Source organism: Prochlorococcus sp. MIT2308 (assembly GCF_059772345.1).
The window spans coordinates 1,914,576-1,921,059 of the sequence record NZ_CM186283.1 but is presented as its reverse complement, the minus strand read 5'-3'; the positions used below and the strand labels follow the sequence as shown (position 1 = coordinate 1,921,059).

Below are 6,484 nucleotides of genomic sequence, written 5' to 3'. Positions count from 1 at the left end.
AGAAATTACCTAATGGATTTTGATTTTAGCGAGAACTTCAATCAGAAATTGTTAAATCTGGGAATCCAGTTGTAAAAATTGAATCGTCACATTCAAAAAGGCAAATTACGTCATGGATCAGTTAAATAACACACAAATAGGTTTATTTTTTAAGAACAAAAATTAATCAGATGAAATAAACAGTAACTTAAAGTTCAAGAACATCGAAAAGCCCGAAATCAATAACTATGTATAAGGTAGTTAAAACAGCAAGATTCAATAAAAGCAATAAACCAACCATAGTTTTAATGACAAGATGGCACGCTATCTTTAGATGTAAAAGTCGTTTATCTAAGGATATAGGGGCACTTCATGCTGCAAAGATCCAAGAAAAACTAACTAATCACACTATTCAAGTAGCTAAAGAGATTCAAAAAGATGGTCTTGCTGATGTAACAGTTGCCATCGATGGAATTGGAATTCAGGCAGCAAAAAAATGGGCGCTCCAAAATAAGATTCAAAAAATTGCGCTTCAAGGGCCTGGCAATCTAGGAACAAAAATGAAAAGACAGTTTTTAAAGACTCAATTTGAAAATACTATTTCTCACAAAACGATTCATAAACCTGTCCTATTAATTGGAACTGATTTACCATCAATCTCACACTTTGACTTAATTCAAGCTATTCAAATACTTAATAAAAAAGAAATGGTATTAGGTCCTTCAAAAGACGGTGGATACTGGCTTATAGGATTATCAAACAAACTCTTAAATCCATTATGCACCTGGCCGTTTTCTGGTATAAAATGGGGAAGCGATAAAGTGCTTGAAGAGACAATTCGATTGGCCTCCTTAAATCAAATAAATTATCAATTACTTCAAACTAAAAATGATCTTGACAATATTTTGGATTTATCACCATGGCTAGATCACAACAGTTTCCAACTCTCAGCATCGTCATACCAACTCTAAACGAAGCAGATCATCTTCCTCTTCTCTTTGCTGATTTAAATGAATGGCCTGATGATTTTGATTTATTATTAGTGGATGGAGGAAGTACAGATTTAACTATTTCAATTGCAAAAATACAAGGAGTTAGTGTTATCAATAGTCCTAAGAAAAATAGAGGATACCAATTAAAAACTGGTGCCTCCAAAGCAAAAGGAGATTGGCTTCTATTTCTTCATGCAGATAGTAGATTTGACAAAAGATGTGGAGAAACTTTATTTAAAATAACGCAAAATAAAACATCAAAGAATTTTGCATGGTATTTTGATTTTAAAGTCAAAAAAGATAAATTAGAATACAGAATTTTAGAACTCGCTGTAGCACTTAGAAGTCATTTTTTACAACGTCCTTATGGTGACCAAGGTTTACTAATTCACAAAGACCTTTACCACCGATCAGGAGGGTTCTCATCCTTAAAAATAATGGAGGATCTAGACTTGATAACTAGAATTACGACAACTGCAAAAGTAAAGCGTATCGGTTTAAATTTATACACTGACGACATAAGATGGTCTAATTCAAATATAATTAAACGTGCTATTAAGAATGCAAGCTTAAGAAAGAAATGGCGCCAAGGCCATGAAACAGATAAATTATCAAAAGAATACTATTCATAATTTATCAACTGTGATTTAATCAATTAATTAGAATACCAAAAGGCACATTTATTCCCTTTTGGTTCTAGATTCCATCCTTGTCTTTTATAAAAATTTATCACATCAGAATCAGCAAATAGAGTTACTCTAGTAACACCTTCCCTTTTTAAACTCCTCATTAAATATGACATAAGTTGTTTCCCTAATCCATAACCTTGATAAACAGGGTTAATAGCTACATCCCATATTGTTGCATCAATAACTCCGTCTCCGGTGCATCTTGCAAATCCAATTAATCTTGGAAACTTAGGATCATGTTGCCATAGACCAATCTTAAGCAAGCTATTATCTAGAGCTCGTTTCACTCTTCGAAGTGGTCTTCTTCCCCAACCAACTGCTTGTAAAAGTTGCTCAAGTTCAATTAAGTCAAAAGATTTGGAATCACTAAAAACGAAGAGGGATGAATTATCTTGATTAAAGTATTGAATAGCTTGTTTTCCATATATATTTTTTAAGGTTTCATCTGAAAGAACATTTTGATTCCTCCAGCCTGGCATTCCAAGTTTTTTTGACCCTAGATTAATCATAAATTAGTACTAGTCAGATAGATGCGAGACCTTTTTCTTGCAAATCAGATAGTTGAGCATAAAGTCCACCCAAAGCCCTCAACTCTTCATGATTACCTTGCTCAACTAGCCTTCCTTTTCTCATTACAAGGATTCGATCAGATGATTCTATTGTTGCTAATCTATGTGCAATAACAAGCGCTGTTCTTTTCTCTAACAACCTATCAAGATCTCTTTGCAAAGTTGCCTCAGTTGACGGATCCATAAAAGCAGTAGCTTCATCCATGATTAATACTTTTGGATCTCTTATTGCAACTCTTGCAATAGACAAAAGCTGTCTCTCACCTGAAGAAAGATTCCCTCCTCTTTCCCTGATATATGTATCTAATCCATTTGGAAGCTTTCTCAATAAATTATCGAGTCCTAATTCACTGCATATATCTTTCAAGCCCTGATTATCTATTGAAGAATCCAAACGAAGATTATCTGCAACGTTTCCACTAAAAAGGAAAGTGTCTTGAAGCACTACTCCAAGTTGTTTCCTAAGAGCTTGTATAGAAATGTTTTTAATATTTTGACCATCAATGTATATATTTCCTTTTTGAGGTTCATAAAGCCTACATAATAATCTAATCAAAGTGGTCTTACCTGACCCAGTTGGGCCAACGAGAGCGACATGTTCACCGGGATTAATTTTGAAACTTAAATCGTTTATTATAGGTTCATCTTCTCTGTAAAAAAAACTAACATTTTCAAATAAAACTTCTCCAATTCGAGTTTCATTTGAATTGATTATCTTTTTATTTTCTACCTTCTTATCAATTTGATCATAAATCTCTATTTTCTTTTCAAGCAGCTCACTTATTCTTTCAACTGCTGTTAGCCCACCCTGGATTTGTGTAAATCTTTCTGCCAATTGTCTCAGAGGTTCAAATAATCTTTGTGAATAAAGAATAAATGTGGTTAGAGTACCAAGTCCCATAGCTCCTGCCGTAACCATATAACCACCCAAAGAAATAACCAATGCCACTGCTGCCAATGAGACCCATTCGATAAAAGCAGAAATACTGCTGTCATAAAAAATAGTCCCGTTTACCGCATTTTTATAATTAGTACCTGTTTTGGAAAATTTTTGACCATTTAATGATTGCCTTCTGAACATCTGAACAACTTCTAGGCCTTGTAAATTTTCCTGAAAGTTTGCATTCAGTTGGGAAAGTTCTTCTCTAACTTTATAGTTTTCTATTCGATAACGTTTTTGTAGCCAAAGAATAAAAGCTGTAACAGGTATTTGAATAATTAAAAGAAGCAAACCCAATCTCCATTCAATTAAAATCATAGTTATTGATATAACTATAAGGCTTACAAAATCAGCTAAAACACCAACAGCTCCACTTCCGAAAACTTCTGACAATGCATCAACATCACTAGTTAATCTTGTTAGCAATTTACCAACAGGCATTTTGTCATGAAAACGCAATGACAATGACATGGAATGGGAAAACAAATCATTTCTAATTCTTGCAGTCAGCCTTTGCCCTACAGCCTGTATATTGTATGACTGAAAACCCTGTAATCCAAGTCTTAGTAATACTGTTATGAATAGAATTAATATTATCAAACTAATTGATGATTGACCAGATAAATTATCAAAAAAAGATATCGTATCTTCTCCTCTTAAAACAGAAATAGCTTGCCCTACAAGGAGAGGTTGAATTGCACCGGCTAAAGCAACAGGCAATAGTATTAAAAGTATTAGAATTAAACGTTTTTTTTCCTTTTTTAAATATTTACCAAGTTTCTTAACTCTTCGAAAATCATTTTTTGCCATCAGTAGAGAGATTAATCTGAGATTGGATTTGAATTGAATCAATAATTTCTTGAAGTGGACCTCTATCTAACCTTAGTGATAGAGGATGACCAACAAGCCGAGCGCTTGATTTGAAAAGTTCTTCAATTTCTATCAGACCATTATCTCTAAGAGTACGACCAGTTGCGACCAAATCAACGATTGCTTCAGCCATACCTGTTATTGGACCAAGTTCAACCGATCCACTCAAATGAACCAATTCAACAGGCAAATCAATTTGATCAAAAAATCTCTTTGCACAGTTTGTAAATTTACTTGCAACACGACAGTTAGGTGGCAAGTCAGTAGCACTCAAATAACCACTACTCGATTTAACTGCAACAGACATATGGCAAGCTCCAAAACCAAGATCAACTAAATTAGACACCTGCAATTTCTGCTCTTGTAACACATCAAAACCCACTATTCCCAGTTGTGCCTGTCCATAAGATACGTAAACAGGGACATCACTGTTCCTTACTAAAAGGGCTTTAGCTCGTCCACAAACTGACGGGACCATCAATTGACGATTGCTATCTTCTAAAACAGCCGAAAAGTCAAGTCCAACGTTCAAAAACATTGAGACTGATTCTTTCAATAAGGCGCCTTTTGCTAATGCAACTGTAAACATGTCAAAAACCATTGAAATTGATTCCAACTATTTCATTACTTAAATAAAAAATGTTAGAGAAAGAAAGCGAATTCACTATTCACCCAATTACTGTTTTACAGGACAATATCGTATGGGTATGGGTCCACAATTGCAATGCGGTAGTAATAGATCCATCCATCTCAAGTCCTGTAGAAAAATGGCTTTTAGAGAAAAACCTATCCTTGAAAGCTATCCTTCAAACGCATCATCACGATGACCATATAGGTGGATCACAAAAGCTAATCAAAAGATGGCCGAATGCAAAGGTAATTGCTTCAAAAAAAGAACTTAAAAGAATACCTTTTCAAACATTTTCAGTAGATGATAATGATATTTTTCATTTAATGGATGGTGAAATTCAAGTCATTGAAGTGCATGGTCATACGAACAACCATATTGCCTTTTATGTATCCAAAGAAAATGCTAAATATAATATATTATTCCCTGGAGACACAATTTTTGGAGGTGGTTGTGGTCGCCTTCTAGAAGGAACGCCGTCTCAAATGTTTGAAAGTTTATATAAACTTAATTCCTTACCAGAATTCACAAAAATATACTCAGCTCATGAATATACAGAAAACAACTTAAAATGGGCATTAACTTTAGATTCAAAAAATATTTCTATTAAAGAAAGATTAGAGCTTGTTCAGAATAAGCTTCGAAATGGAATACCTAGTCTCCCATCAACAATCTCAGAAGAAAGAAAAACAAATTTATTTTTAAGAGCGCAAAATGTCGAAGAATTTACAAAACTAAGAATGCACAAGGATAGTTGGAAATGTTAAATTCTAATTTAACTATCAAATCTCAACACAAGCCTATACATTTATGAAAAGTTCAGATATAGAGCCAATCGAAACAGAATTCGCACCTAAACCAGTTGGCCCCTATAACCAAGCTGTGTTAGTAGAAAACTGGTTGTATTGCTCAGGACAAATTGCTTTAGACCCTTCAACTGGAGTAATGCTAGGGAATGGGAACATAGAGGAGGAAACTAGACAAGTTTTAAAAAATTTAATGGCAGTAGTTGAAGCTGCTGGTGGGAAAAATTCAAATGTAGTAAGAACAACTATTTATTTGACTGATTTAAACGACTTCGCAATAGTGAATGCGATTTATGCAGAAACCTTTGGGGGAGCAGCGACGAGCCCAGCAAGAGCATGCGTGGAAGTATCAAATCTTCCAAAGGGAGGAAAAATTGAAATAGATTGCGTTGCTTGGCTAGGAAACAAGAAATAAAAACAACTTTGTGACTAAACAGAACATTGCCACTTTGCTAAGTGGCCCCATGATTGTCTAAATTAATAAATGATTCGCGATAGACAATGTCCACTGCCAAGTTGACTATTGGCGAACTAGAAGCAGGATACCCTTTGTACTGCAAAGCACTTAGGAGGCTCTTGCAGCAAGGACGTACCGCTGATCAAATTCAAAGAACAGTTTGCTGGAGCCATCTAGAGACTCTTAATCGCTGTTTGCCAGGGAGATATAAAACTCCCTCTTATCTAATGGCATTAATCAAAAGAGACCTAGAACAACCAAAAGAAGAAGATTAATTTTTTTGCTGATTATTTAAAAAATCTATTTTACTTGCGAAATCAAAATCATCTTTTGATATTTCTTCTTTCTCATTATTTTCCACAGGCCTGATGGTGATATTTGCATAAGTCTTCCCGAAACTTATGTCAGGGAAGCGATTTACCTTCTCGCAAAAATCACCTAGCTCATCTAAAAAATCTCTGTTTTTTTCATAAGATTGGAATTCAAACCTTTTTTCTAGACACTCTGGTCTTTTCTTTTGCCTCCACCCTTCCATAAAAAAAAACATTTCTTTT

9 protein-coding genes are annotated in these 6,484 nt (G+C 34.4%); 5 read left to right on the top strand and 4 right to left on the bottom strand.

What is annotated here, in order from left to right:
- The first annotated feature begins 227 nt into the window (after window positions 1–227).
- On the top strand, window positions 228–950 hold the full coding sequence (locus AC6EIW_RS10950; RefSeq protein WP_498520617.1) for a TIGR04282 family arsenosugar biosynthesis glycosyltransferase: 723 nt from the start codon (window positions 228–230) through the stop codon (window positions 948–950).
- A complete protein-coding gene (locus AC6EIW_RS10945) occupies window positions 899–1,603 on the top strand; it encodes a TIGR04283 family arsenosugar biosynthesis glycosyltransferase (protein ID WP_498520616.1) in 705 nt (234 codons plus the stop codon). The genes AC6EIW_RS10950 and AC6EIW_RS10945 overlap by 52 nt, the downstream gene beginning before the upstream one ends.
- A gap of 23 nt (window positions 1,604–1,626) precedes the next feature.
- On the opposite strand, the gene AC6EIW_RS10940 is transcribed toward AC6EIW_RS10945, so the two are convergent.
- The 3 genes from AC6EIW_RS10940 to hisG are packed head-to-tail and all read right to left on the bottom strand — an operon-like array spanning window position 1,627 to window position 4,628.
- Window positions 1,627–2,169 carry a GNAT family N-acetyltransferase gene (locus tag AC6EIW_RS10940; protein ID WP_498520615.1) on the bottom strand — a complete coding sequence of 181 codons (543 nt, stop codon included), beginning with the start codon at window positions 2,167–2,169 and terminating at the stop codon, window positions 1,627–1,629.
- Between the two features lie 13 nt (window positions 2,170–2,182).
- Window positions 2,183–3,979: an ABC transporter ATP-binding protein gene (locus AC6EIW_RS10935; RefSeq protein WP_498520614.1), complete on the bottom strand. Its 1,797-nt coding sequence runs from the start codon at window positions 3,977–3,979 to the stop codon at window positions 2,183–2,185.
- On the bottom strand, window positions 3,966–4,628 hold the full coding sequence (gene hisG, locus AC6EIW_RS10930; protein WP_498521653.1) for an ATP phosphoribosyltransferase: 663 nt from the start codon (window positions 4,626–4,628) through the stop codon (window positions 3,966–3,968). Before hisG ends, AC6EIW_RS10935 begins: the two co-directional genes overlap by 14 nt.
- A gap of 50 nt (window positions 4,629–4,678) precedes the next feature.
- Here hisG and gloB point away from each other — a divergent pair, with 50 nt between their 5' ends.
- From gloB to AC6EIW_RS10915, 3 genes are all read left to right on the top strand, one after another.
- A complete protein-coding gene (gloB, locus tag AC6EIW_RS10925) occupies window positions 4,679–5,434 on the top strand; it encodes a hydroxyacylglutathione hydrolase (protein WP_498520613.1) in 756 nt (251 codons plus the stop codon).
- Window positions 5,435–5,477: 43 nt separating this feature from the next.
- On the top strand, window positions 5,478–5,888 hold the full coding sequence (locus AC6EIW_RS10920; RefSeq protein WP_498520612.1) for a RidA family protein: 411 nt from the start codon (window positions 5,478–5,480) through the stop codon (window positions 5,886–5,888).
- An 86-nt stretch (window positions 5,889–5,974) separates the two neighbouring features.
- A complete protein-coding gene (locus AC6EIW_RS10915; RefSeq protein WP_011294518.1) occupies window positions 5,975–6,205 on the top strand; it encodes a DUF3136 domain-containing protein in 231 nt (76 codons plus the stop codon).
- Here AC6EIW_RS10915 and AC6EIW_RS10910 read toward each other — a convergent pair.
- Complete coding sequence (locus AC6EIW_RS10910) at window positions 6,202–6,465, bottom strand: 4a-hydroxytetrahydrobiopterin dehydratase (RefSeq protein WP_498521652.1); 264 nt, start codon at window positions 6,463–6,465, stop codon at window positions 6,202–6,204. The two genes, AC6EIW_RS10915 and AC6EIW_RS10910, sit on opposite strands and share 4 nt — an antisense overlap.
- Between the last annotated feature and the right edge of the window lie 19 nt (window positions 6,466–6,484).

What these genes read in the sequence shown, in the direction of transcription:
- hisG (WP_498521653.1), bottom strand. Translation starts at nt 4,628, where the DNA reads ATGTTTACAGTTGCATTAGCAAAAGGCGCCTTATTGAAAGAATCAGTC.
- AC6EIW_RS10920 (WP_498520612.1), top strand. Translation starts at nt 5,478, where the DNA reads ATGAAAAGTTCAGATATAGAGCCAATCGAAACAGAATTCGCACCTAAA.
- AC6EIW_RS10935 (WP_498520614.1), bottom strand. Translation starts at nt 3,979, where the DNA reads ATGGCAAAAAATGATTTTCGAAGAGTTAAGAAACTTGGTAAATATTTA.
- AC6EIW_RS10915 (WP_011294518.1), top strand. Translation starts at nt 5,975, where the DNA reads ATGTCCACTGCCAAGTTGACTATTGGCGAACTAGAAGCAGGATACCCT.
- AC6EIW_RS10950 (WP_498520617.1), top strand. Translation starts at nt 228, where the DNA reads ATGTATAAGGTAGTTAAAACAGCAAGATTCAATAAAAGCAATAAACCA.
- AC6EIW_RS10910 (WP_498521652.1), bottom strand. Translation starts at nt 6,465, where the DNA reads ATGGAAGGGTGGAGGCAAAAGAAAAGACCAGAGTGTCTAGAAAAAAGG.
- gloB (WP_498520613.1), top strand. Translation starts at nt 4,679, where the DNA reads ATGTTAGAGAAAGAAAGCGAATTCACTATTCACCCAATTACTGTTTTA.
- AC6EIW_RS10945 (WP_498520616.1), top strand. Translation starts at nt 899, where the DNA reads ATGGCTAGATCACAACAGTTTCCAACTCTCAGCATCGTCATACCAACT.
- AC6EIW_RS10940 (WP_498520615.1), bottom strand. Translation starts at nt 2,169, where the DNA reads ATGATTAATCTAGGGTCAAAAAAACTTGGAATGCCAGGCTGGAGGAAT.